Source organism: Thiomonas sp. X19 (assembly GCF_900089495.1).
GTDB lineage: Bacteria > Pseudomonadota > Gammaproteobacteria > Burkholderiales > Burkholderiaceae_C > Thiomonas_A.
On the sequence record NZ_LT605203.1, the window covers coordinates 1 to 25,811 of the forward strand.

Annotated in this window: 16 protein-coding genes and 1 pseudogene; 9 read left to right on the plus strand and 8 right to left on the minus strand. The window is 60.8% G+C overall.

The features are described from left to right. Positions 1–845 (plus strand): ImmA/IrrE family metallo-endopeptidase (locus THIX_RS00265; protein WP_112484357.1); only part of this gene is annotated, 845 nt, incomplete at its 5' end. Between the two features lie 337 nt (positions 846–1,182). Here the strand turns inward: THIX_RS00265 and THIX_RS00275 are convergent. Genes THIX_RS00275 through THIX_RS00285 form a run of 3 tightly spaced genes read right to left on the minus strand, consistent with a single transcriptional unit; the run spans position 1,183 to position 6,126 of the window. Next, positions 1,183–2,181, minus strand: coding sequence for a hypothetical protein (locus THIX_RS00275; RefSeq protein WP_146748418.1), 999 nt, complete (start codon positions 2,179–2,181; stop codon positions 1,183–1,185). A 60-nt stretch (positions 2,182–2,241) separates the two neighbouring features. Beyond that, the gene (locus THIX_RS00280; protein WP_112484360.1) at positions 2,242–3,465 is read right to left on the minus strand and encodes an ISAzo13-like element ISCARN37 family transposase; all 1,224 of its coding nucleotides are present in this window, start codon (positions 3,463–3,465) and stop codon (positions 2,242–2,244) included. A gap of 45 nt (positions 3,466–3,510) precedes the next feature. Beyond that, positions 3,511–6,126 (minus strand): hypothetical protein, encoded by a 2,616-nt coding sequence (locus THIX_RS00285; RefSeq protein WP_146748419.1) that lies wholly within the window; start codon positions 6,124–6,126, stop codon positions 3,511–3,513. A 350-nt stretch (positions 6,127–6,476) separates the two neighbouring features. Here THIX_RS00285 and THIX_RS00290 point away from each other — a divergent pair, with 350 nt between their 5' ends. From THIX_RS00290 to THIX_RS00305, 3 genes are all read left to right on the plus strand, one after another. After that, complete coding sequence (locus THIX_RS00290) at positions 6,477–6,683, plus strand: hypothetical protein (protein ID WP_112488017.1); 207 nt, start codon at positions 6,477–6,479, stop codon at positions 6,681–6,683. Between the two features lie 427 nt (positions 6,684–7,110). Then, a complete protein-coding gene (locus THIX_RS00300; protein WP_112484363.1) occupies positions 7,111–11,172 on the plus strand; it encodes a helix-turn-helix domain-containing protein in 4,062 nt (1,353 codons plus the stop codon). A gap of 960 nt (positions 11,173–12,132) precedes the next feature. Then, the gene (locus THIX_RS00305; protein WP_112488018.1) at positions 12,133–13,422 is read left to right on the plus strand and encodes a DNA-binding protein; all 1,290 of its coding nucleotides are present in this window, start codon (positions 12,133–12,135) and stop codon (positions 13,420–13,422) included. A gap of 257 nt (positions 13,423–13,679) precedes the next feature. Here the strand turns inward: THIX_RS00305 and THIX_RS23885 are convergent, their stop codons facing one another. From THIX_RS23885 to THIX_RS00315, 3 genes and pseudogenes are all read right to left on the minus strand, one after another. Beyond that, positions 13,680–14,486: an EAL domain-containing protein gene (locus tag THIX_RS23885; protein ID WP_371412984.1), complete on the minus strand. Its 807-nt coding sequence runs from the start codon at positions 14,484–14,486 to the stop codon at positions 13,680–13,682. Between the two features lie 84 nt (positions 14,487–14,570). Next, positions 14,571–16,714 (minus strand): annotated as a pseudogene (locus THIX_RS23890) (PAS domain-containing protein); the annotation flags it as partial. Positions 16,715–16,756: 42 nt separating this feature from the next. Next, the gene (locus THIX_RS00315; RefSeq protein WP_086558138.1) at positions 16,757–18,082 is read right to left on the minus strand and encodes an IS110-like element ISCARN20 family transposase; all 1,326 of its coding nucleotides are present in this window, start codon (positions 18,080–18,082) and stop codon (positions 16,757–16,759) included. A 996-nt stretch (positions 18,083–19,078) separates the two neighbouring features. Between THIX_RS00315 and THIX_RS00320 the strand changes: the two genes are divergently transcribed. The 3 genes from THIX_RS00320 to THIX_RS00330 all read left to right on the plus strand — a co-directional run bounded on the left by THIX_RS00320 (position 19,079) and on the right by THIX_RS00330 (position 21,454). Further along, positions 19,079–19,459 (plus strand): helix-turn-helix transcriptional regulator, encoded by a 381-nt coding sequence (locus THIX_RS00320; RefSeq protein WP_013123489.1) that lies wholly within the window; start codon positions 19,079–19,081, stop codon positions 19,457–19,459. Continuing rightward, the gene (locus THIX_RS00325; RefSeq protein WP_112484364.1) at positions 19,459–20,784 is read left to right on the plus strand and encodes a type II toxin-antitoxin system HipA family toxin; all 1,326 of its coding nucleotides are present in this window, start codon (positions 19,459–19,461) and stop codon (positions 20,782–20,784) included. Before THIX_RS00320 ends, THIX_RS00325 begins: the two co-directional genes overlap by 1 nt. A 322-nt stretch (positions 20,785–21,106) precedes the next feature. Then, positions 21,107–21,454, plus strand: a complete 348-nt coding sequence (locus THIX_RS00330; protein WP_112484365.1) for a single-stranded DNA-binding protein — start codon at positions 21,107–21,109, stop codon at positions 21,452–21,454. 254 nt (positions 21,455–21,708) lie between these two features. On the opposite strand, the gene THIX_RS00335 is transcribed toward THIX_RS00330, so the two are convergent. After that, positions 21,709–22,344 (minus strand): DNA-binding protein, encoded by a 636-nt coding sequence (locus THIX_RS00335; RefSeq protein ID WP_112484366.1) that lies wholly within the window; start codon positions 22,342–22,344, stop codon positions 21,709–21,711. Between the two features lie 234 nt (positions 22,345–22,578). Here THIX_RS00335 and THIX_RS00340 point away from each other — a divergent pair, with 234 nt between their 5' ends. Together THIX_RS00340 and THIX_RS00345 are read left to right on the plus strand one after the other, a co-directional pair. Beyond that, on the plus strand, positions 22,579–22,803 hold the full coding sequence (locus tag THIX_RS00340; RefSeq protein ID WP_233224320.1) for an AlpA family transcriptional regulator: 225 nt from the start codon (positions 22,579–22,581) through the stop codon (positions 22,801–22,803). Continuing rightward, positions 22,800–24,068 (plus strand): phage/plasmid primase, P4 family, encoded by a 1,269-nt coding sequence (locus tag THIX_RS00345; RefSeq protein WP_112484367.1) that lies wholly within the window; start codon positions 22,800–22,802, stop codon positions 24,066–24,068. Before THIX_RS00340 ends, THIX_RS00345 begins: the two co-directional genes overlap by 4 nt. A gap of 1,065 nt (positions 24,069–25,133) precedes the next feature. On the opposite strand, the gene THIX_RS00350 is transcribed toward THIX_RS00345, so the two are convergent. Then, positions 25,134–25,682, minus strand: coding sequence for a hypothetical protein (locus THIX_RS00350; RefSeq protein WP_112484368.1), 549 nt, complete (start codon positions 25,680–25,682; stop codon positions 25,134–25,136). Positions 25,683–25,811 lie beyond the last annotated feature (129 nt).

Sequence of the window (25,811 nt, forward strand, 5' to 3'; positions counted from 1 at the left end):
GTCTCCTAGTTGACGCCCAAGTGCAGACGGTCCTGGAACGGGAAGCGGTGAAAGCGTTCCCTATCGACCCGTTTGGCATCGCCGAGCGCAATGAAATCATCGTGCACGCGGCTCCATCCTCCCGCGATGGCGTCTCTGGCCTGCTTGTCAGGCGCGGCAACAGCTTCGGCATCCTCTACGGCACACACATCAGCAGCGAAGGCTTTCAGCGCTTCAGTGTCGCGCACGAGCTCGGGCACTATTTCATGCCCGGGCACATCGAGGCAGTGCTCAACGACGGCGATTCCCATGAATCCCGGGCGATGGGGGCAACCGACAATCCCTATGAGGACGAGGCTGATGCCTTTGCGGCCAGCCTTCTCATGCCCAAGCCGCTGTTCGCGTCGGCACTGTGCCATATGGAGGATGGATTAGCCGCCGTCGAAGCGCTTTCGTCTCAATGCAAGACATCGCTGATGGCGACCGCGAATCGGTATGCCGATTTGGCAACCATCCCGGCGGCTATCGTGGTTAGCCAAGGCGCCAACATTGACTACTGCAAGATGTCGCCAGCCCTGAGAAACTTCCGCGGACTGACATGGATTCGCCGTGGGACGCCACTCCCACCTCGCTCCACCACTGCGTGCTTCAACATCGACCGCGCGCGGGTAGCCTCGGCTAGCAAAGAGACCAGCCTGGGCTCGCTGAAGGAATGGTTTGGCGGCCCCTATGACCTTGAGGTGACCGAAGAGGTTAAGGGTCTCGGCGAATATGGCAGAACGTTGACCGTCCTCTCACTGGATACGTTCGCCGACGAACTTGAACAAAGGCCTGTGGAGCAATGGAGCCCGCCGACATTTCGATGAGGCATGACGGAACTTTCACAGCCGCCTTCGCAAACTCATCGTGGCCCCCTACAATTTCTGCCATGACCTGACCCCAAGCTGCGGGCGCCACGCCCGCCGACCTCAACTTGAAGCGCACGACACAGGGTTCGTGCGTCCGCAAAAAGTTGAGGTCAACATGCACATCAAGAAGCCGGCCTCCACCCCGGTTCACAATTGGGTCGGCACGGCGGGTCAAAATTGCATCGACGCTCACACTGCAACCTTGTTTGGTGGTCCACGCACCCAGGTAATCGTCAGCTCGCCTGAGCGCCACCCGACTGCGCAGCTGGCTCGGCCATTGGAGCAGCCATCGCAATCACCCGCGGCCCCGAACCCGAAGGTCTGCAATCAAGAACACCACCGAGACCTCCCGGTGCCCGGCGCGATAAGTCGCGACATACCCGCTTGTCTCGCAATCGGGTCCAAGGGATGCGCAACTGATGTATGTGAGGCCGGACGGAACCTCGTGTTCGAGCATTTTCCTGGCGTTGTCGAGGAGAGGTTCAAGGGCCTTCGCGTAGGAGTAGGTGACGAGGAAATAGATTTCACAGTGGCCGTACGAGAAAAGCTTGTCGAAATGCGCCTTCGTTTTAGTCCGTTCGAGACCCGAGCAGACAAGCGCCTCGTAGATGCATATCTCCTGACCAAAAGCCTCAATGACAGCATCCCGTCTCCCTGGGTTTCCGTTAGAGGTTGCTCCGCCAAGCGATTGGTCAGCCACGTTCCACTTAGCCACGGCAAGTGAAGCCCCCAACACTTTTCGCACAGCGGTGTTGAGGTCATCTTCGAACCTCGCCTCATCCTCTGAATTTTTCCTGTCCCGCAACATTGCCGACATCTGCTGGAGCGCAGCGACGGCACGCGAGACCTGCCGTACGAGATAGCCTTGTACCCCACGACCGGACGGGCCAAGCACGTCGCCAACTTGGGAAACCGGAAGCTCAGCCAACTTCTGCAGTGCAACCCTGATGGACGAAATCTCGTCCACAGCAACCAATGCCGAAGCGACGCTGGACGTCGCGACACCGGCTTGAAGGTCTTTCTTGACCGCAACCAGTTGGTCGTCAGGGCCGAACTCTGTGATGGCCGCGTCCAGTATCGCCATCGCCTCGCCGCGAGACCCCATTTCCTTCCTAGCAAGCGCGGCGATGAGTTCCAGGTCCGGGCTTCGCGCTTCATGACGGCGCGCAGCCAGACTCTCCAAGGCTTCAACTGGTCTTTGCAGTGCCAACAAGAGCAGCGCGCGGTTGGCGAGCAAAGTACTGATGGCTACCTTCTCGTTCGCGCCGACCGCAGCATCAATTTCAGCAAGCAAACCCTCGCCGGTCACCTTGTCCTCACCGGTTAGGCGTCGTTCAGAAATAACTTGATTGATCTACCCTGAGCGGATGCAGTAGTTCCAATCGCCGTGGAACTTGTTCGGTTCGATGCGAATGGTGGCCAAGGCTGCATCGGTGACGACGACACCCTTCGGATACGAGTTGGTGTCCAGTTCGGCATGCACGGTGAGCCCGCTTCTGGTCTTGGTGCCGGCAATGAGATTGACGATCACTTCGTGGCTGACCAAGGGCTGCGCCCGCCAGTTCATCGTGATGAAGGAGAACATGCGGTGCTCGATCTTGTTCCACTTGCTCGTGCCAGGCGGGAAGTGGCACACGCGGATGTTCAGCCCAGCCTCTTGGGCGAAGCGGCCCAGTTCGAGTTTCCACAGCCGCACCCGGTGGCCGTTGCTGCCGCCGCCGTCGGCGGTGATCGTGAGCTCGCGCGCCTTGGGGTAGCGCGGCTTGCCCATCGCGTACCACCAGCGCCGGATAGTTTGCACCGCAAACGTGGCGGTGTCGTGATCCGTTCCAACGCTCACCCAGCCTTGGTCGGCTCCGATGTCGTAGACCCCGTAGGGGCTGGCTCGGCCGAGTTCCGGGTCCACGAAGTCGTGCACCTTCACCTGCGCCGGCTCGCCCACGGGGCTCCACTCCTTGCCGCCGTTCCTGAACTGGCCGACCAGTTCCTTCTTCTTGGTGTCCACCGAGATGACGGGCTGCCCGCGCGCAAGCGCGGCGCTGACAGTCGCGTTGATGTGCTCGAACTGTGCATTGCGGTCGGGGCTCTGGTTGCCCTCGATCACCTTGGCGTTGCCCTGCAGGCTGAAGCCCTGGGCCTTCAGCAGTTGGCCCACCACCACATGACTGACAGCGTGACCCTGCTGCTGGAGTTGCTCGGCCAACACGCGAAGGCTCTTGCAGCTCCAGCGCAATGGCGACTCGGGATCGCCGCGCGTGGTCGGCTCGACAAGTGCGAGCAGGTCCGCCACGAGCGTCGGATCCTTGTGCGTCAGCGGCTTGCGCCCGCCGCCGGGGCGCCGCGTCGCCGAAGGGGGCGCCAACTGCGCGCCAGCCATGAACTCGTTGTCCGTGCCCTCCAACTCCAGCATGCCCGCGGCGATCGTGCCGCGAGCCAGGCCGGTGGCCGCCGCAACCTGCGAAGTGCCTCCGCGCCCAATCACCTTGGCTTCGGCGGCGGCCAGCGCCCGGCGCTGCCGCTCGTCGAGGCGATCTCGCATCAGTGCCCAGCGCTGCCCAATCGGCGAATCGGCTTGCATGGACCGCAAGCCTAACCGACTCGAGGAAACTGAACAAGTTATTTCCTAACGACGCCTTAGCGGATGCAGGGTGGGGCCTAGAAGCTGTTGGATGGCAGTCGCAAAGAGGTTCTCCTTGTACGCAGAAGCCGCGCCGGGACGCGCTGCAAGCCTTTGGAGCACGACCCGGGCCCCTGCCAAATCGCCGTCCGGCCGTAACAGTTGGGAGGTGGCCTTGTAGAAGTCCAGTTGGTCCTGCGCTTGTCCCGTTGTAGACACATCCAGGGCCGCTGGGACGTTCGCGCCATCGACCGCAGTCCAGTTCTTCTCCTTCAGAAACAGCCGTAGCCCGAGGCTAAAAAGGCCAAGTCGGAACTGCGACGGCGCGCGCCCCAAGTCCTGCGCAGTTTCATCCAAATGCTCGCGGGCAAGCCCGTATTCGCCGGCGGCCAACAAGCACTCGATGCGGTGCTGCAGCTCGGGCCAGGTCCAAAGCGTTGAAGCCTCTCCTGGCTTCAGCTGCCACAACCTCGCTTGGATGCCAGTCTTCGCCGCAGCAGGCAAGTGCTGGCAAAGCTCGGCAAGTAGCACCGGGTCATCGGACTGGGCAACCGCCTGCAACATCGCTTCCTGGTGAGTGCCATCTAGCCTGCGCCATGCGGCCGCTAGGTCTTGTGCCGGCGAGCCCTCCTCACGTGCAAGAAAGAGGCTTGGGCTGTACCTGTCTGTGAGAGCGCCGATGCGCCCCTTCTCAGCGTGCTCAATAGCGCTGCGCGAAACGAGCGCTTGCAATGCGTCGGCGAGTTCCGCAGGCACGGCCCCGTTGGGCCAACCGGCCATGGCGCGTGCGAGCAACCGCACGTGCTCTCTCAGAGTGCGGGCAATGGTAGAGCGCTGAGACAGCTTGTCTTCGTCCGGCACTTCTCTCAGCAGCCTTGCGCTATCAAATGGGACTAGCAGCGCGTCTCGCTCGGGCGCGGCTTGCGCGAATGCCGTTGCGACAAGTCGTGCAGCCAGTTCTGGGGACAAACTGCCTGCATCAGTCCAGTCCAAGTTCAGGTCGCGCGCAAACTTGGTATATAGAGCGACGATAGCGGAAGCGTCGGCAGCCCGCGCGTTCGGAAGGCATCCCAGTCCGTCGAGCACTCCTGCAAAGTGCGCGCGGGGCACGTTGTTCTCATAGGCCGCCTGCTCAACGAGGTGCTGCAGAACCACAGACTGAACTTCTTCCTTTTCCCTTGCGACCAGCCCGAGAAGCTGACGGCCGATGGGCCTCCTGGCATCGGCGACCGCCCTCCCGCGACCAGAGCCATCGGCGTAGCACCAAGTCACCAGCGACGCGCACTCATCGAGGTCAAGCGTGCGCCCGACCAGGTGGTATGCCAGAAGCGATAGCGCGTCTTGGACTGCGAACGTCTTGGTCTGAGCTTCACGGGCCAAATTGCGGTCACTATCTGGCCCACCTCCCTGGCGCCACTCAATGACCAACCTAGCGGCCAGGCAGGCGACGAGCGGGTGCAGCAGCATGTCGACCAAAAGAGATGGCACGGCTTTGACCCGGAACAGAAGCTGCTGCAATGCCATCGGATGACCGGCTGCAAACGAGAGAACCGTCCCTGCCTTGGCCGAGATACCGAGACCAATACCCGTCGTATCGAGCTCAGCACAAAGCAGACTCAATGCAAAGCTCACGGTGCTCGGGCTAATGAGCCGTTCCATCATGAGGTGCTCGACCTCAAGGCTTGCCAGCCAGTCCACCCGAGAAACCAGTGTCCGTGGTGGCGCCGTCCTTGGAGTCCTGGCAAACCGCAGTCGGTCCAGCGGAATTGCGAATGTCTTTTCGAGCACGTCCGCGTAGCTCGCGGCATCGTTGTCCCAGTTACCACACAATGCCTGGCGTTTCAAGACTCGATGGGCGGCCTCACGGCAGTACTGCATTTGAGTGGGGCCCCAGCCGATGTCCCACCTGCCAGCGCAGCCGAGGGCGTTACACCACGCAGACCATTCGAGAAAGGCTCTGTCGACCTCTCGCTCATGAGCCTCAAATGCCTGCGGCAGGACCTCGGCACCACCCTTTGCTGCTGCTACCTCGGTCCTGTTGCTGCCGTCGTCGTCGGCTCCTACCAGAGGTTGGGGGCACAACCGCTCCCATAGTCGGCCCGCAACATACCCGGGGTTCCGGGTGGGAATGTGCTCGTTGAGCCACTCTTCAGGCGCAATCCTGGCTGCAAGCGCCCGGGTACTGGTGGGTGGCGGTGTTTCCTCTTTCGTCACGAGACGTACCTTGCTGAGCCCGTCCAGAAACGTCTTCGTGCTCGGGCTTGGAAAGGTGATGTGCGCGGAGGTGCCTAGAGGCGCACTCTGCATAATCCAGCGGCCGCCGTCGAAAAACACCCATCCCATGCGGACGAGGTCGTTGAACGTCGGACCGCCTTCTGCAATGCGTTGCTCCGACTCGTCCCAGGTCTTGGCAACGTCCTCAGCGCCACCCGGATACTCTAATCGGTAGTGTTTGCACAGGTCGAGGAGACTCAGCTCGTCGACCATGCCATCCGAACCCACGATGAGCCGTGGATGACGCGACCGCGACAACCAGCGCTCGAATAGTTGCCTCAGTTCGTGACGCACTTTCAGCGGCGCCCCCATACCTTCGAGCGGCCACACCTGCTCGTATCCCGACACGACATCCCCTCACTGATACCGCAGCCGTGCATGCTACGCGGTACTGCGGTCGCCACGCTGTGAGTGGACCAGCGCCAACCTGTTCACGCGGCTGGCACAACCGCTCTCTTCCACAAACGGTCCTACGTCAGCCAAGGCGTAGTGGTCATCGGGGAGCTCAAATCGCTAGTCCCGCTGTTCACGACTAAGCTCGGAAGACGGCTTGAATGTTCAAGAGAAGGCTTCGCACAGTCAACCTGTCCATCTAGAATCACCCTTTGACCTGACCCCACTGCGGGCGCCACGCCCGCCGACCTCAACTTGAAGCGCACGACACAGGGTTCGTGCGCCTGCAAAAAGTTGAGGTCATCATGCAAAACCAGTACGAAGCCGCGCGCGAACTCCTCGCCGCCGGCGCCTTCATCGAGCAGGTCACCGACGCTCCGCTCGCCTACCGCATCCGACTCAGTCGTGATTCGGCCCCGTTGCCGGCGGGGGTCTTCCAGCAACTCGTTGCCCACAAGGTGGTGAGGGCGAGCTGTCGGGTGAGTGGGAGGATGCGGTACGTAGCCGCATAGACGAGGTCCTGCTAACGGCGCGACGGCACGAGGCCCGCCATCGAGCAGCGCCCAGTAGCGCTCAAACGTGCGCCGCGCTCGTGGATGGCGCTATCGCGCGGCTCTAAGACGCGCTGCAGAGGCCGTTAACCGTGGCCAAGAAGACGTAAGACCAGTCCGACGGCATGGCCAGTCGGGGTGTGCAAAGCGACGATGACGATAGCGATGGCCGTCAGCAGACGGCAACCAAAAATGCGGATATCACGCGAAATCAGAGCGTTGCGGAGTTCCCGGTCGCTCTTGAATCCGCCGTAGGCATCGTCGGGGCCTGCGCGGTTGGGCGCTGCCCTTGGCCGGTGCGAGATTTGCTTTTGCCTCATGGGGCCTCCGAACGCAAGCTGCTTGGGTATATGGAACACTTTTTTATGTGTGCCAAAATAGGGGCTCCATGAAAAAAGCTATGTCGCCCGCGCCGTACGCAGCATTCGGGGAACTCCTTGCCCAACGCCGGGTTGAAGCTGGCTTTGCGAAGCAGCAGGAGCTCGCAGTCGCCCTGGACATACGGCAGCAGTCCGTCAGCCGATGGGAAAAGGGTTTGGGCCGACCTCGCGCGACCGAGATTCCCGCGCTCGAGAAGTTGGTCAAGGCGCAACCGAACGAACTGCTAGCCGCAGCAGGGTTCGCACAGCTACCGACCATCAAGCCGACAGGGCCGGAAGCCGCGACTTCGTTCGACCGAGCCCTTCCCCTGTCAGCGCTCTCGCCTGAAACGTTCGAGAGCTTCTGCACTGCACTGCTCAGCCGTCTGTATCGGGTCCAACACGGCGACGTGCATCGCTACGGCGGAGCGGGCAGCAAGCAACACGGTATCGACATCACTGCGCGGGGCCCATTCGGAGTTCATTCGTTCCAATGCAAACGCGTTAACGAGTTCGGGGCCCAGAAAGTGCATAAAGCGGTTGGCGAGCAGACCTACGAGGCGAACCTCAAGGTACTGCTGCTGTCCTGCGTGGCCAGCCCCAAGGCACGTGATGCAATCGTCGCCCACAAAGACTGGCAGTTGTGGGACCGGGAGGACATCACTCGCAAGCTCCATGAGCTACCTCTTGCCGACCGCCTAGACTTGGTTGATAGGTACTTCAGTGGCCAACGATTTGACCTGCTGGGCATAGCTAAGGCCGGCCCCTTCCAAAGCATCGAAGAGTACTTCAAGCCATTTCTAGTCGAGGGTCGATTTTTCAATCACTCCTGGGCGCTCGTCGGACGCCGTAAGGAGCTTGACGCGCTGACTACGTGCGTGAAGAACGAATCAGCGCGCATCACTTGCCTCCTGGGCGCTGCCGGCTCAGGCAAGAGCCGCCTGCTACTGGAAGTAGTCAACCACTTGGTGCGCGCCGACAAGAGCCTCAGTATCCGATTCGTCTCATCCACCGAAGAAGTAAAAGCACACCACCTTGATGCCCTCCGTAGCTCGAGGGGTGACAAAACTCTCTTGGTCGTCGATGACGCCCATGAGCGCGATGATTTGGGCATCCTCTTGAGGTACGCAGCCGACCCTGACCACAACACACGTTTGCTCTTGTCCCTTCGCCCCTACGGCCAGGAGTCGCTTCGACACCAAGCTGCGAACGTGTCGCTACTTCCTCCCGCGGTGCAATTCGTCGCCCTAGCTCCGCCAACTGTCGAGTCAGCGGTAGACCTTGCCTCGTCGGTTCTTCTGCAATGCCACGCATCCGTCGAGGCGGCGGCTGGAATTGCAAGCGCTACCTACCCAACGCCGCTAGTGACCGTCCTCGCGGCTCAGCTTGTCGCACGGGACGAGATTCCAGTTGCACTTCTGAGCAACGCCGATGACCTTTGCGCCTACGTCTTGCCGCGCCTCCAAGACGTCATCACGGGAAGCCTCGTCACCGGCCAAGACGCTGAAAAGCTGCGGGCAGTCTTGCGGGTTGTCGCACTTGTACAACCCTTCTTCCCGGACGACCCTGCCCTGTTAGCTGCGCTGAGCATCCTCGAGGGTATCGACAAAGTCGACGCAACCAAGCTGTTACGACTGCTCAATGACGCAGGCGTGCTGTTCAAGCGAGGCCTGCGTTGGCGACTCGCGCCAGACCTTCTCGCGGACGACATCCTCAAGTCCAACTACATCAGCCCCGAGGGTTCTATCAACGAGCGGGCAGTCCAGTTCTTTGAACAAGCGACTGTCGCTCAACTGAAGAACATGTTCGTCAACCTCGGGCGCCTTGACTGGCGACGCAGGGATGGAAAGACTGATGAGAGCAAGCTCCTTGACAGCCTCCAGCCTCTCCTGAAATGGGGTGACAAGTACGACAACCCACACGTCGAAGCGGTAGAGGCAGTCGCCTACTACCAGCCACGCTTCGCGCTTGCGTTCGCTACGAAGCTCATCAAAGAAGGCCATGGGGACTGCGACAAGGTTTGCTACATCGCGCGCAACGCCGCATTCACTTACGACCATCTCGAAGAGGCATGCCTCCTCCTGTGGCGCGCCGGACGCAACGACCAGCGCCCGCTAAATCAGAACCCAGGGCATGGCATCCGTCTCCTGACGGAACTGGCCGAGTTTGGCGTGAACAAACCCATCGCGTACGTTGAAGGTGTCGTCAACTTCGCACTCGGACTACTTGAGCGACCCGCCTCGCTCTCAGGGACCTATTCGCCCTTCTCTATCCTCGAGGGGGCTCTCGCAACAGAAATGCAGTCAACGAGCTACTCACACAACGCGTACACCATCACGCGCTACCGGCTTCCGCTGCAACAGGCGAAGGAGGTCCGGCAGCAAATTGCCAGCGCGCTTCTACGCTTTATCACGGCGGAGCCGCATAAGAGAGCGCTCCTCGCGGCGCGGACGCTATCGCATGCACTGCGCTCGCCGATGCACGGCGATGAATCGGATGGCGCCTGGAGCGATGAGCACCTTCACCTGCTGAGCAAAGTGAGGACACTACTGAAAGGGGTGACGGTACACCCCGTTGTCTTGGTCGAACTTGCCAAATCTGTCTCCTGGCATGCGTTCTTCTCGAGTTCGGAAACGCGCAACGAAGCTCGCGCAATTCTGTGGCACCTCGAGCGTGACCTCAGAACCAGGACAATCCGTGTCCTCATCGATGGCTGGGGCAGCGAAACGTGGGAATTCAATGCGTCACACGAGCGAGAGGGCGTCGAAGAGTACCGAGAGCAAGTGACCTCTGACCTGCTCTCCGCGTTCCTGGAACCGGCCGCATTGCTGGACGAGTTGGGCTCATGTTTGGAGGACATCGGCACCATCGCGGGGGACGGCTATGGCTCACCCTTCATGTTCATGAACCACCTGCTTGCAGCAGCCCCCGGTCTGGCACGGGAACTCGTGATGCAAGACATTGAGAAACGTCTCAACGAGCGCCTGCGTCCACACGTTGGACAAGCCCTCAGCATCGTCATTGCCTCGAACGAAGTAGGTCTGCTTCAAAGATTCTTGGCGGGCTCACACGGCTCTGACCCAGCACTTGCGCGAGTTGCAGAGGCGTACGTCCGCTTTACGCCTTCTCGACCATACAACGCGGACGAGGTAGCACTCTTCCGCCGCATTTGCAAATCCGACGTCCCAGACCTGCTTGTTATGGGGGCGCGTCTTGTGCGGCAGGTCTCTCATCAGAACGCGGGGTTAGCGCTTGAGCTCGCGTGCTCCATGCAGTTTGACGTCTGCGCGCCTGCGACACATGAGGTCCTCATGTGGCTCGCGTCCACCAAGGACCTTTCCCCGTCAGATGTCGACACTAGGCGCCGGGACCTACTCCGCAATCTTGAACGCCTGGAACGCATCGACGATTACTGGGTTGTGGAGTTTCTGAAGAAATCCACCGAACGCGACCCCGTTGCAGTGGTGGAACTCATGAAGGCTCGCCTAGGAACGAGCGGCAAAGGCAGGCGCTGGAATCATATTTTCTTCACCGGCGGGCATCAGAGTACAGGGCTCGGGCTGCAAATCACGTCGCTTGGGACACGCCTTCTGAAGGACCTGCTCGACTGGGCGCTTGTTGAGTGCACCGAGCCGTCGGCCACCTGGTCATTCGGCAACACAGTGTCGACCCTCTGGGGCTCGTATGACCAGTCGCTCCTCAACGAACTGCTCAACTGGATGTCCGGTGGCACGGAGGAGCACGCACGCTTGGTTGCAGCGGTTTTGGAAAATGCCCAACAAACCATCATCTATGAGAGCCCGGGCTTTGTCGACGATATCCTTGAAATGGCGGACCTCATTGGAGATAAGGCTCTTGCTTCGATTCGATATTCACTTGCATCTGCAACGCAATCCGGTGTCCGAAGTGGCATTCCCGGAGAGCCGTTTGCCGAGGACGTCCGACTTGAAGAACACTGCAAAGCCAGGCTCGATACGCTGGGCCGCACCGCGCCGGCATATGAGCTTTACGATGAATTGCTAAAGAGGGCACGCGACAGCATTGCCCAACAGCGCCACATGAAGGAAGCGATGGGCGACGAGGATGAGTAGCAGTGAGATGCGCCCATCCTTCCGAGCCGAGACTCCCGACATGAAGCGGGTCGACTTAGCGCTGCTCCAGCCCATCGCTGGGATGCCCCCGGTGACAACGATGCGAGTAACACGCGTGCACGACATCAGCGACCAGAGTGATGACGGAACCTGGTGACCGATGGCACCCTCACCATCGACCAGCACGCCATTCCGCACACCCGGCCCGATGGCACCAAAGGCCATCGCCTTGTTGCCCCCGCGGGAGGACGGCGCTGCGTCCAGCAGCGTGCGCTGTGAGGACATCTGCTGCGTGCAAGGGTCACAGTGCTCTCGATGGCATGCCAACGAAGGCAGAGTTGCTCGCGACCGGGCCGGCAAGGCGGTGCGAACCGCCGCCGTCCCCGCGCAGCAGGCCTCGAGGAGACTGAGCGAGTGCCGCCAGACGCGTGGCGGCAAGCAGCTTGGGCCCCGGGCTTTCAATGACCGAACCATGGATGGCTCACTTGGTTGGGGCGTGGGCGCGACTTCCCACGTTCAAAGACTCCGCCCCCGAGAAAGCACCTCCGACGGCACGGCTGCTTGAAAGACCGGGCCAGCTGCGGAGGCACTGCTGCTGGTAGGACAGTTGGAGCCGACGTCGAAAGAACAGTGGCCTCGATGGACAGTTGGGACGGCGGCGGTTCGCACCGGCGAAGCCGGGCCGGGAGCACAGTCGCTTTGTGGGACGTCGCGACGAAAACGAGAGCGACGCGCGCCCTAGCGCGCGAGGCAGTCTGCGGGGATGGCACCCATTGCCCCTGCCCGCAGGCGGCCGTGCGTGAACCCTCGACCAACCAACATCTGCACGACGGCGGCGTGGTGGGCTGGCTATTGGGATGCGATTGCGCGGCGCTGGCTACACGTTTGATGCCGCCGCTGACGGGACGAGACCAATCACTGGACAGCGGCCCCGAAAACCTCATCGACGGAGCCTCAGCCATGTCAACAACACAACCGAAGGTACGCACACTGGCGCCACGCGACACCGAGCCAGTGCCCACAGACACACCACCACCAGCGTCACGTGGTGCCAGCGCCGACATCACAGCGAGCACGCGTAACGGCGTAACGGCTGTAACGCGTAACGGCGTAACCAACGAGGCCAAAGTCGGCGACACGCCGGTTACAGCGTTACACGGTTACGACGACCAACGCCCGCTCGCCCCATCCCGCGGGCTCACAGCCAGGGCATCGAGCTTCCATTTACGCGACGCTATTTACGAGAAGTCCCTGCTGCTAGCAGACCGATTTCGCGTCATCCGCACTATCGACGTTGCCGCGCTCTGTTTCCCGGAGCGTCCATTCAAAGCTTCCCTCACGGCAGCCCAGCGTGCTGTGCGCGGCATGGTCAAGCGGGGCCTTCTGCGTCGTTACAGGACCGACCGATTCCAGACGGTCTATGGCCTGACGCAGCCAGGCGTGGATTGGCTCGGCGAGCACGGCCACGACGCCGCGTCTTCAGTGCGCAGGGTCAGCGACATGACCAATCCAGAACACCGCCTCTGGGCCCAATTTCTCGTAGTTTGCAGCTGGGCGCGAGGCCTCCGTGCTGTAACCGAGGCAGAGCTACTGCAGGACCTCAATGCCAACGCCAAAACCGGCACGCGCAATGGGAGCAGCAAGACCGTCCAGGGCTACCTCACTGTGTCAGTCCATCGCCGCGGGGCTTCTGTTCGCAAGCACCTCAGACCTGACGCCGTCGCATACGAGGCCGAGGGTAAGGGCGTGGTTTGGTTCGAGGTTGACCGCAGCAAGCGTGGCTCTGAGCGGCAGGCCGACCTTGCAGCGTTGGTGGGTGCCATCGGGGGCAAGCTCGCTGACAGCAATGTCCTGCGCAGGGTGGTGGTCATGTGCAAGACACAGCGCATCGAGCGTGACGCGGTCCGCGTGGTGGAGCAGTTGGCGGCTGCGAGCAATGAGCAGGTTCTTATCGAGGGCCGTCGGCACATTCGGCGCCAGAGCGACGGCGTTTTTGAGGTCATTGCTGCAAACCCGGTGAAGCGGAAGGATGGCCGCACGGCTTTGGTCGATGAAGAGGTCGGCCACGTCATCGTGCAGATGTTGCCGACGTGGTTGCCGAAAGTGCGGATTGATGCCAGCAATCGGTGGAGCATGGACGGCTGGTTTGGCGACAACTACCTGCCGTACAGGCGACCGCCTTCAACGGGGCGTTGGGAGGTGCCTGTGTCGCCGTTAGTGCCAGAAGAGGCGGTTGTGATGTCCGATTGAAAGCCAACCTGTGGAAGCCTGGCGAACCAATAAGCGCGCCACCTGTCATCGACAGGTCCTCGGTCGCGTCGCCTGATAGGCGTAGCCGATGCACTCTGACTCCCAATACTTGGCGTATCGATGGTCACATTAAGCGAGGTGGCTGATGGGAGACCTTTGGGCACCTTTAAAACCCCGCATTTATGCGGGTTCGCCAGACGCTTCCCCTTCAAGCGCGTATCCGGCTGCCCCGCGGCTCGGCGGGAGGATGGAGTTTTCTAGAAACTATCTTCGGACCGTTGCGTTACTGCCGGACTGTTAAGCAAGGCCTCGATTGCCTCGGGCTTGTGGAGAAGGAATCCTTGGCCATAGTCGACGCCGATTTCCTTCATCCGCGCCAATACACCTGCCTTGTCGATGAACTCTGCCACGGTCTTGACACCAACCACCCGTGCTACTTCGACGAAGCAGCGCACGGCGGCATCGTCGAGAGGGTCTTCGATGACATCGCGGACGAACTGCCCGTCAATTTTCAACAGGTCAACGGCGAGAGACTTCAGATATCCGAATGACGAAGCGCCTGCGCCAAAGTCGTCAAGGGCAACGCGGACACCGAGTGTTCGCACCTCTTCGACGAACAGCGCCGCGTCCGCCATGTTTGTGACGGCAGCGGTCTCCGTTATCTCAAAACAGAGCCGTGCGCAAACATCGGAACCGGCGGCGGACAGGATTTCCACTGTGTTGCGATGAAACGCGCGGTCCCCGATGGATTGCCCCGACAGGTTGACGCACAGCACGTCAATGGTCGACAAATCCTGGATGGCCGCGAGCATGCCAACAACGCGATGTAGAACCCATCGGTCGATTCGAGAGGTGAGATGGAAGAGCTCTGCGGCCGGCAGAAATGTGCCGGGCGCAATCAAGCTGCCGTCGTCATCGACCATTCTCAGGAGAACCTCCGCATGTAATCCTCCCCCCTCCGAGCCCAAAGGGATAATCCGTTGCGCATGCAGTACGAACCTGTCCTCGTCGATGGCGTGTTCCAGGCGCGACGCCCATTGGGTTTCTCCATTACGGGCGTGCATTGATGCATCTGCATCAAACCAGGTGTGCACGCGATTACGGCCCGCCTCTTTCGCCGCGTAGCACGACGTATCGGCTGCCTGCAGAACTGCCTCCGGAGTCGACCAGCGATTGTCGAGCGGAACGAGGCCGATGCTTGTGCCAATCCTGAACCGGCGCTCATCATGAAAAAACCTGAATTCGTCCATGCGGTCGCAAATTTGCTGGGCGACTCGCTGCGCCTGTTCGCCCGTGCAGTGCTCAAGAATGACAGCGAACTCATCCCCCCGAGCCTTGCGAGCGTGTCTCTTGCGCGTACTGTATCCCGCAGTAACTTGGCCACATGTTGCAAAAGCTGGTCGCCGGCGGAGTGTCCACACGCGTCATTGACCAACTTGAACTGGTCTAGGTCGATGAACATGAGCGCATGTTCACTCTTCTCTTCATGCGCCTTGTTCAAGGTCCGTGCAAGTCTCGACTCGAACTCGGCCCGATTGGTCAAACCCGTGAGTGCGTCGTGCGTTGCGCGATAGCTCATCTCACCGCTCAAGCGGCGCTGTTCGGTGACATCGTGAAAGACCAAGACGACCCCGAGAAGCTCGCCACGTTCGTTCCGGATGGGAGCAGCTGAGTCTTCGACGCCGAACTCTGAGCCAGTTCGCGAAATGAGGACCGTGCGGTCGGCTAGACCCGCCATCACACCTTCGCTGATACAAGCGTCAACAGGGCTGGGACTGATTTTGCGAGTCGTTTCGTGAACGATGTGGAAGACCTGCGAGATGGGCCGTCCACGCGCCTCGTCGTTGAGCCAACCTGTCATCCGTTCGGCGGCCGGATTCAGCCATGTCACGTTTGCGGACTCGTTCGTCGTGATGACAGCGTCGCCGATGGACTGAAGGGTGACCCGAAGGAGTTCGTGCTGTTTCGCCAGTTCATCGCTCAACGCACGGCGTTCGGTGATGTCCTGAACCGTGCCACGCAGGCCGACGACCGCACCGGCTGCGTCTCGCTCGGCCTCGCCACGCATCTCAAGCCAGCCCGTAGAGCCGTCTGCCCTAACGCATTCCAACTCCAGCGCGTACGGTTGCCCCGAGCTCAGAGCGGCTTCTACGGAAGCTTGTAGGCGCGAGAAACTCTCGGCACCGTATATCCGCGCGTGTTCGGCCCCGCTTGGTGCCGAAGAGCCGGGCTCCAGCCGAAAGATGCGATACAGTTCGTCGGACCATGTCGTTACGTCCTCCGCGACGCTCCAGGACCAATTGCCAATACGTCCCAGGCGTTGAGCTTCGCTCAATGAGGCGGTGCGGAGACGCAAGAGCTCATGCGCTCGCTCGCGCTGGACAATTTCGTTGCGAAGCGCTTTCTCCGCCGTCTTCAGCGGCGAGACATCGCTCACGTGGACCAGAATTCCAAGCACTTTGCCGTTCACAATGTGCGGCGTGTAGTTGGTGAGGCTGTGGCGTTTGACTCCCCCCGGTCCGGGCACGACTCGTTCGAATGTTTGCGCATCCCCGTTCAGCGCCGCGTCCAAATACGGCTTGTTCAACGCGAACAGCTCCGGTCCGAGCAAGTCCTGAATATGCTGTCCGACGAGGGCATCGGGGTGCACACCGAACCAGAGTTCGTAGGCGCGATTCGCGAACCGGCAGCGCAAGTCACGATTCCAGTAAGCAAGCATGGCTGGCACAGCGTCAACGATGATGCGCATGTCATATTCGCGCTCCATCCTCAGCAGCGTCGCTTGTTCAAACTTGCGCAGCGCCGCGCGCGTCTCGAGGGCCCGAGCCGCTGCCACAGACAGGTGCAGCAGGATTTCTCGCTGGGCGTGGGTTAAGACACGTGGCTGGCGGTCGATGACGCAGAGCGTCCCCACACGCATCCCGTCGCTGAGCCGAATGGGGGCGCCAGCGTAGAAGCGAATATCGGGCTGTCCTGTGACCAGCGGGTTATCGGCAAACCGCTCGTCCGCGGCGGCATCGGGAACCTCGAATAGGTCGTCCGCGTGAATGGCATGGGCGCAGAAGGCTACGTCACGTGGCGTCTCGGTCACTCCCGGCAGTCCGATGTTGGCTTTGAACCACTGCCGATTCTCGTCTACCAGGCTCACCAGCGATATGGGAACACCGCAGACAAGGGCGGCAGCTTTGACCAGCGCATCAAACTCGGGCTCGGGTCCCGAGTCGAGGACGTCAAGTCCAGCAAGCGCACGGAGCCGCGCGACCTCCTCCAGCGGCGTCAATGCAGCAACCATAACCTACCCCTCTCAAGAAACAAAATGGGTTGAAGGCCGGTTTCATGCTGGCACCGGGTTTGGATGGATCTGGAAGCCAAGGGCAGCGGCGCGGCGCTTGAGGGCGACGATTGAGCGCTCGCGCTGCTGATCTTCATAGCGCTGCTGGCCTTGATCGACGAACGCCTCGCCACGCGTCAGCATGAAATACACCATGCGCGCCAGCTTGTGCGCGGTGGCGGTATTGGCACGCGGCTTGTCCATGCGGCCCGACAAGCGGCGGTAGAACGCGCCGAGGGCCGAGTCGCTGTGCGACAGGCTCATCGCGGCCATCTTCAGCGCCTGCCTGACCCGATTGGCGGATCGCCGGGTCTTGGCTGACAGCACCTTGCCGCCGCTGATCTTCGTGCCCGGACACAGCCCCAACCAAGAACAGAAGTGCTTGACGTTGGCAAAGCGACTCAGGTTGGGGCCGACCTCCGAGAGGATCTTCATCACCGCAGCCAGACCCAGGCCGTTGATGCGCGTGAGATCGACGCCGGCCCAGTTGGCCAGAATCTGGCGTGCGTCGAACTGCGCGCGCAGCTTGCTGCCTGCACGAGGCGTCTTGCCCAGATCGACCTTGGCCGCGCCAAGCTGGCTCAGCAGTCCTTGCAGCTTGGCGTCGCATTCGCCCAGGTGCCGGGCAATGTCGTCATACATCGCCAGCGCCTGGCGCAGCACGAACAGGTGCTCATCGCGCCAATTGCCCGTCAAGGCCTTGGCAATCTCCGTCTCACTGGCCTTGACACGAGCGTTGCGATACCGGGCCAGCGTCTTGGGGTCGCGCTCGCCAGCGACGATGGCGCGGATGATGGCTTGTCCCGTCAGTCCCATGACATCGGTCAGAACCTCGGTGAGCTGGATGTTCATCTGCACCAGCGCCTTTTGCATGCGCTGCACCCAACTGGCCTGCTCGGCCAAGAGCACGTCGCGCTGACGGGCCACGGCACGCACCACACAGACCTCATCGGTCGGGCGGAACGCCGCGCGCAAGAACCCCAGGCTCATCAACTTCTGCAACCACTGGCAGTCCTGCACATCGCTCTTGCGCCCAGGCACATACTTCATCTGCCGCGCATCGACCAAAAACACCGTCAAGCCGCGTTGCTCCAGCACCTCGAACACCGGGATCCAGTACACCCCGGTGGACTCCAGCGCCACGGTGTCGACCCCACACGCGAGCAGCCAGTCGGCCATGGCGTGCAGATCGTCGGTCATCGCACCGAACTCGCGCACCGGTTCGTCGCAGGCTTGCCGGGGTACCGCCACCCAGTGGCTCGACCCTCCTACGTCGATACCCGCCGCGTTGGGGAAGACCAGATCATCATCTCGCTTGCGCATCGCCATCGTTTGCTCCAAGATTGTCAACGAACGGCAGCGCCATGGGAGTCGTCGAATTCGACTCGATCTCTCAAACGGGATGCACATCGCTGTGCTCACCACTGTCGCCGACGATTCCCGGACCATGCTCACGAGCGGGCTCACCTCACGGCGTCCTACAACGCCGCAGGCTCGCACCAATGACTTGTCGGTCATCTCGGCACTGCCGTTCACCTTGTAGCCCAAAGATCGTTTCTTCGCGAACGCCGGGCGCCCCCAGGGGCTTGGGATGCTCATGAGTAACCCGGTAACCCGAAAACATCGCCATTATTAGGCGACGGGAGACGTATGGTACGGGTGGGTGCCCGATGGTGAGGTTGGACGCTTCCAGAACGCTGTGGGCGTTGGCATCTAGATGCCGTTTGTGTCGTTTCTGGAGCAGGCCATGTTCGTGGTTGCATATTCCGTTGGATGATGCGTCCCAAAGGCCCGACTTTAGGCGAACAAGGGTAGGGGCTAGGCGTTGGCTTAAAGTGTTGAAGCTTTCATTCAAGACCACGGTAGCGCAAGCTGCTGTGGTCTTTTTTTGGCTCTGTCACAGTCTTGTGTTGGTGCCGTTGGAACAAGTGGCCCTAAGAGGCCACTACGCAAGAAGTTTTGGCCGAGCGGCCACAGTCCTCACCCTCCGAGGGGACCAACACAGTTTGGTGATAGAGCCCTTTTTTTTGCCGAAGAAATCTTCGGCGGAGTCAACACGGTGCAGGTCGCTCTTTCGACCAGGAAGAGCAGGCATTACCTAGGTCAAGAGCCCTGCCTGCGGTTAAGCGGGAGCAAGCCGAAGAGGACAACTGGTCCGAGCATCTGGGAGCTTTGAGCTAGAGGGCGCGGCAATAAAGAGTCAGTTATGACCTCGTATATAAATAACAACCCTTATCTGACCGTTTTTAACAAAGCGCTGACGTTCATCTGAGGGATGCAGTATAATGGTCAAATATGGCCTTTTAACTTTTTAAGGGTTCAGACATGACCGATAAAATGAAAACGGCGGCGACACCCACGATTTCCGGCCGCATCCCCGAAAGTCCGATGCCCTTGCCGGTCGAGCGTGCGCTGGTTGCTGCCGGAGAGGACCTTGCGCTGGCCCGCCGACGCCGAGGGCTTTCTACGTCGTCCATGGCGGAGCGGGCGGGCATCTCAAAAAAGACTCTCTACCGGCTGGAAAAGGGCGACCCCGGGGTGTCGTGGGGCGCTGTGGTTCGGGTCCTGAACATCCTGAACCTTCTACCCGAACTCAACAAGGCCCTGAACACCACCAATGATGCGCTCGGCCTAGCGCTCATGAACAAGGCGGTAGCCAAACGCATCCGGGTACGCAAAACCAACCCGGACAGTGGAGCCCTGTAATGGCAACGACAAAAAAAGCAAAAACCAGCACAACGCGGACGCTGCTCGTCTATCTGGGCGACACGGGACTGGAAGTGGGCGAACTGCAATTTTCCAGACAGGGGCAAAAGGAGGTCTCGGCATTCCGGTACTCCCCTGCTTGGCTCAGTAATCCAGATTGCTTCGCACTGTCTCCGGACCTTCCCCTGAGCGCCGACTTTCAATACCGTACGGGAAGCAAGGAGACTTCTACCTTTGCAGGTGCCATTGCCGATACTGAGCCGGATGGCTGGGGACGGCGTGTTATCAACCGCGCCCACGCCAAACGGCGCAAGGCTGAAAAAGACGCCGGTCGAGACGCTGGTTCTGCACAGCTGTCAGACCTGGACTATTTGCTGGGGGTGCTGGATTCCAGCCGCATTGGCGCACTGCGCTTCAGGGACAATGCCAACAGCCCCTTCCTCGATGTGCCGCATGACGACAACTTGCCTGAAGGAACTCACGAGGTCCCGCTGCAGACCTTGATTCAGGCGTCGAAAGCGGTCGAATCCGGCAAGGAAACGGCGACGGACCTCGCGTATCTGAAAGGGCGCGGCACCTCGCTCGGCGGCATGCGACCCAAAGCAACGGTCCTGAAGCCCGACGGCACCCTAGCCATCGCCAAGTTTCCGAGCGTGAACGATACGCGTGACATGGCGCGCGGTGAGGTGCTGGCTCTGTTGCTCGCGAAAGAGGCGGGCCTGAATGCGTCCGAGGCCGAAGTCGTCATGGCTGGCACCCAGGCTGTCGCGCTTATCGTGCGGTTTGACCGACCTCGGGCTGGTGGCCGCATCCCTTACCTATCTGCGGCCTCGCTGCTGCAGCTGGATTCCAGGGAAGATGGCGCATACACGCAAATTGCGGAGGCCATTGACCGGTTCTCCCCGAGACCCCTCGAAGACAAGCAGGAGCTTTGGGCGCGCATCTGCTTCAACATGCTCATCACCAACGTGGATGACCACATGCACAACCACGGCTTCCTGCACAGCGGCGGGGGGCAGTGGCGGCTCGCCCCGCTGTTTGACGTGAACCCGTTTCCCGACAAGGAACCCATCCTGAAAACCGCCGTGACCGAAGCGTCCGGTGAAACCGGAGATATTCAGGAGGCGCTGGAGGCAGCGGCATACTTTGGCGTGTCCGATGACGACGCCCATGCAATACTGACCCGGATGGCGGCTGCCCTGACCGACTGGAAACGAATCGCCCGGTCCCCGGCCGTGGGGATGAGTGACGATGAAATCGAAAAGGTCACGCCTGCTTTTGAGAACGACAACTGGGATACGGTGGCAACCTTTCTGGAACAATAAATCGGCCAATCGGACCGGCTATTGACGTCCACCCCGGTCGCGTGCGCAGCCTCATTCCGCCCGCCAGCAGAAAGAGCGGTCAGTGGGCCTGGCCGTCTCGAATCCTGCCGAAAAAATCTCCGGCAGAAAACTGCCCCCTGAAACGCGAAGTCTCAGAGGGCAAATCAGGCGTCTCCGTAGTAGGCATCAACACTTTAAGCCAGCGCCTAGGGGTAGGGGCGGAGAGACTTTATATGGGGCCGCCTTACCAAGCCCAGTACCCTGGTAGACGGTCGCTACACGAAGGGATGGCATCTGCCATCGCATTCGAATAGGACACAACATGCAAGTTTTTGGAAACGTGGCGATGCAACCCGAGCGCAAGGTATCGAAGAGTACCGGTCGTGGGTACTACGAATTTCGCCTCTGTGAGAGCCAGCGCGGAGTCGATACCGAACCGACGTGGTACACGGTGCGCATGATGAAAGACGTCAACCCGAAGCTGGACAAAGGGTCGTTCGTCAAAGTGACGGGCAAGCTCAAGACGGATTTCTACCTGTCACGTGAAGGCAAACCAACAGGCACGTTGCTCGTCCTGGCCTTCGAAGCGAGCAAGCTCGCCCGACCAGCCAGTGCACTCGCAGCTGAACAGCGCGTGGAGGTGCCCGAAGAACCCGCGCAGGCTGTCTAGTCCAACCCCCGCTTGCGACCACTCTGGTGGTCGCTGATGAAAGGAGATATTGATGCTTGATGTGCTCAGTCTTCTCGCACTGGCGGCAATACTCGTGGCCTGCGTCGCAGACCTGCGTCGAACCGCGAGGCGCCATGACAGCAGGCATCGTTCCAGGTCATAGACGTTAAAGAACGTCTGAGGCCACGTCGGCCTCCGCGTCATGCTCTTATTGATTCCAAAAAACAGCCCCCGGAGAACATCCGGGGGCTTTATCAATTCGCGGTGCTGTCCTGGGTTCGCTTGAGCGCGGCACGACGCTTGACCAATTGCAGCTTCATGGCGTGCACCTCACGCGCCAAGGTCCTGGCCTGAAGTTCCTCGGGCAGTAAGCACTTGCCGGTCGCAGCCTCGTAGAGCTTGACGATGCAGTACTGCGTCTCAACCCTACTCGCGCGCAGTTCGGCTGCGAGCAATGGTCCCCAAGTGACGTCCTCAGCGACGAATCGCATCGCAGGCCCTAACGTTCTCGCATGAAACAGGTCGGGCTCGAACAGGTCCTCCGGCCGAATGCGTCCCGCGAGTTGCAGCACCGTCATCCGCGGAACCCGCAGATAGAGCGCGCACGCTTGCGCGAAGTCGTCGCTGATTTGGTCGACACGCCGCGTGCCTGCCATCAGCAGATTGAGATACGGGTAGCTGTAGCCGATGGCCTCTGCCATGTCGTGCATCGACTGTCCACGCTCGCTTGCGCATTGCACCAGCGCTGCCATGAGCAAGCCGCCTGGGCGTTGGGCTTGCGTCTTGTCGAAGCTCCCGGACCAAGCGTCCACGAATCTCGGAATCGCGTTGCTCGGTTCTTCCGGCGTGGTCATGCACGCTGCCGGTGTCTTGCTCGTTTTGGTTGCCATCTTTTTTTCTCCCGTGTCCTGGTTGTTCATGTACGCCCATCGGGCGGTCCGTATTCCTCCTTCGTATAGGAAGCCGCGCTCCACGGTCGAAGCTGAAGGTCGACATCCACGGGGAGAGGGGCATTTGCATAAACGTGGGGGGCTACACATGCCAGCTAAGGCCGATTCGTGGTCTTGGCCGGCATGGAAGGGCTCGGTCGGTTGGCTCTCGTGTCATCGAATCACCGGCCGGAGATGAACGAAATGGAAGTGCAGAAGTTGTTGGACCTGACCGAACTGGCTGAGGTGCTCGGCAGAAGTCCAGAAACCATCAAAAAAGACCTGCGTCGAAACCCGCTGGCGGTGCCGCCCCGGTTGCAGCTGCCCGGCACCCGGCTGCTGCGCTGGCGGGCGGTGGATGTTGAAGCCTGGCTCGAGCAATACGTACGACCGACCGCGCCCAAGGACGCCCCACGATGACTCGCCGTGCGTTCCAGCCACATCTCTACGCCACCCACGCAGTCACCATGGGCGGGGTCGCCTCGGACTCCAGCTTGCTCTACCGGTGGACCGGCTCACACTGGGCTCCCATCGACGAAGAGGATGCTGAACGCGATGCCTATGCCTGGCTCGTCGCACAGGACCCGGCCTGGGCGAGCGCAGAAAACGCCCGCAGGGCCGTTCGGGCCGCATGTCTTTTCTCGCCGCGCCTACCCAAACTCACCCAGGAGGTTGTCGTGCCGACCAAGTCAGGGTATGTCCACCTCGAGGGCACAGCGCTGGTGCTCAAAGACGCGGACCCGGGTCTTGGCTTGACGCACTGTCTTGATTGCGCTTATGAGCCCCTGGGAGAGGCGCCGGCGCGGTTTGAACAGTTCCTCCAGCGCGTCCTACCCGACGATGCTGTGCGGTCTAGGGTTCAGGAATACATCGGGTACACGCTTCTCGCGGACGCCCGTTACCAGCGTGCACAGTTCTGGCTCGGGGAGGGCGCCAATGGAAAGGGCGTGTTGGCGAACATTGTTCAAGCCCTCCACGGGCGCATCGCCGCAATCGCACTCGACCAACTTGCTGGTTTCCATCTGTCCGTCCTGGTCGGCGCGAGCCTCGTCTATGTCGATGAAGTGCCACGCAAGCCCATCGATGAGCAGCGGCTCAAATCGATGATTGCCGGCGAGCGCATCCCGGTGGACCGCAAATACAGGGAGCCGCTGAGCATTCATGTGCGCGGCAAATGGCTTGTGCTCGGAAACCATCTGCCGGCCATCACCGACCACAGCAGCGGATTCTGGCGGCGGTGGGACGTCGTGCCTTTCTCGGTAACGATACCCGAGCGCGAGCGCGACCCACTGCTGGCGCAAAACGTGGTTCGCGATGAACTGGCCGGGGTACTTCGCTGGGCCCTGGACGGGCTGGTCCGGTTGCTGGGGCGCGGGGGATTCGACCCCGTCATGCCGCCCGCGATGCAGGCGATGCTGCAGGAGGCGAAGGCGGATACGAATTCCGTCGTGGCCTGGCTCAACGACCGTGGCATTGCGCTTCAGGTGGTTTGCGACACCGTCAAAGACCGGGTGTTCGAGGACTACCGTCGCTGGTGCGCCGTCAACGCGATGCGCGAGGTGAGTGTGGTGCAGTTCTGGAAACGCATGCACGAGCACTACCCGCAACTGGATGAGGCGCGGATACGGCTGGACGGCGAGCAGCGTCGCGTCTGCAACGTGGTCCTCGCTGCGCCTATCGCCTGAATAGGAGGAGGAGAGAGGGCGCCCGTGATGGGTCCCCTCTCTCTTGCTGCATGGCCTGAGGCGCGGGGGTACGCATCGTCACCGTTGGCTCGTGCGGGTGTGCCGGGTGTGCTGGGTGAGTCAGCCAAAGACTTGAGGTGTTTCAACCGAGGCCTTCTATTCTTTTTCTTTCTCTTTCGCGAAAGTTATTCATCTCACTTGGCACACGTGGCACACCACGGACCTTCTTCAACCCTGACAGCCACTTACGCGATGAGCCAGGTCGGGCAGCGACCCGGCATCACGCGGCACGGCCCAAGTCTGTCGCAACTGGCTGCGCCACGGTAGTCCTGGAGCCGCGCAGCTGCGAGCCGTTTGCCGTGCTCCCCCGCACAACCGCCTTAGGCTGGCCCGCGCCTCAGGCACCAAGGCATAAACCCGCTGTCCAATGTCTACGAGTCGGCCGTGGAGGGGACTGTCAGTTTCGCCCGCAGGCCATGGACCAATCGAACCATGCCGGTCACGTCCCCGGAGCCCTTGAGCAATGCGGGCGCCAGGCCCTGGCCCGGAGCACCTGTTCGAGCGCACATACGCGGGTGTACGCATGCCTCGAAACGCCCTTGGAAATCCAGGTGGTTCTTTGAGCAGACGAGCAACTCTTTCGCTACGACTCGACCATGCAATCGTCGCGCAATCCGTTCAGAGGTCGCTTAACTGACTCAACCAGGAAAAACGAAGTTGACCATGGTCTCGGTCAACGGCATTGTGGCCGAAGTCGAACCTGCTCCGGGACGGAACGGACTGTTCCGACTCACGTGAAGTGGCATTCATTCCATCGAACTCTATCCCGACGCGTCCGCATTTTTGGGCGATTTGCGTGACAAACGGGCCGATGAGGCGAAATTGCTAGGCGTGCATGAGCATGCGTTGGTTGCGGTTTGAGGAATTGCGCAGAAAGTGGGCCGTCAGTCGGTGCCGTGGTTGCCAGGTCGAAAGCTTGCAACCCATCCGTTGCAGGATGCCGCTCCCCGGAAAAATGGCGGCGGTCGGACCCGAAGAACGACCGCCGCAGCGAAGCTGAAACCCTCAGGTCCGGATGCTGTCCGACAACACAAGACCGGCGTGGTGGCAGAAGTCTTCGAGGCATGACCTGAAGGGGTTTTCGTCGAATGCGACGCGCACAAGGGTATGGATTAGCGCGGCCCTCTGCACGACTGAAAGAGCGGCAACCTTAGACACTAACACGCCATCGTCTACGTCCTGGAAGAGGGAGGGCATCAATGACCGGGCGCTGCGGAATTTATGGTCACGAAGAGCCTTAGCCAGTTCCTCGTGAAGCTCCAGAATTAGTTCAGGAGAGACGGCCGGCACGTCGAAGACATTTTCCAAGGCTTCCAACATCTTCCCGAACTCGAAGGACGAGAATCGTCCCGCGAGCTCGGCGCGGCCGGCGCAGAGTTTCACATCGAATACGTCGCCGGGGTGTTCCTGCCACGGCTCGTTGCCGCTGAGCACATGTTCCCAAACATTGTGTTGCGCATACCGGGTGGTGAGCTCGCATGCATAGCGTTCCGCTTCTTGCAGAGATAATGCGTGAGTGGCTGTCCAGTTGGACAAGCTGGGTTGATATTTCATAGAAAACTCCAATTTGTGTGGTGTTACTAAGGCCACTCCGCAGAGATGGCCTAGCGTGTAACGATGATGTTTATGGGCGGTATGCTGCGGAGATATGGTTCACGCAACTGGCCTGAAGTCCGGACATGC